This is a genomic window from Mycobacterium sp. 1081908.1 (genome assembly GCF_001673535.1).
Classification (GTDB): Bacteria; Actinomycetota; Actinomycetes; order Mycobacteriales; family Mycobacteriaceae; genus Mycobacterium.
Window position 1 is genome coordinate 1 of record NZ_LZLY01000110.1, and the last position, 526, is coordinate 526.

Annotated in this window: 2 pseudogenes; one reads left to right on the plus strand and one right to left on the minus strand. The window is 71.3% G+C overall.

Annotation, left to right across the window (positions count from 1 at the left end):
- Positions 1-35: 35 nt before the first annotated feature.
- Positions 36-167: pseudogene (locus A5655_RS29430) on the plus strand (polyprenyl synthetase family protein); the annotation flags it as partial.
- Between the two features lie 42 nt (positions 168-209).
- On the opposite strand, the pseudogene A5655_RS17870 reads toward A5655_RS29430, so the two are convergent.
- Positions 210-526 (minus strand): annotated as a pseudogene (locus tag A5655_RS17870) (polyprenyl synthetase family protein); the annotation flags it as partial.

Below are 526 nucleotides of genomic sequence, written 5' to 3' on the forward strand. Positions count from 1 at the left end.
AGGCCGGCGGCAAGCGGTTCCGGCCGTTGTTCACCGTGTTGTCGGCGCAGCTCGGCCCCAACCCGGACGCCGCGGAGGTGACGATCGCCGGCGCGGTCATCGAACTAGTGCACCTGGCCACGCTCTACCACGACGACGTGATGGACGAGGCGGAGGTGCGCCGCGGCACGCCCACCGCCAACGTGCGCTGGGGCAACAACGTCGCCATCCTGGCCGGTGACCAGCTGGGCGAACGTCTCGGCGATGAGCCGCACCGCCTGCGGGCCCAGCCGGGACACCAACCGCGACGCCGTCGCGAACAGGTAGTCACCGGCCAGGATGGCGACGTTGTTGCCCCAGCGCACGTTGGCGGTGGGCGTGCCGCGGCGCACCTCCGCCTCGTCCATCACGTCGTCGTGGTAGAGCGTGGCCAGGTGCACTAGTTCGATGACCGCGCCGGCGATCGTCACCTCCGCGGCGTCCGGGTTGGGGCCGAGCTGCGCCGACAACACGGTGAACAACGGCCGGAACCGCTTGCCGCCGGCCT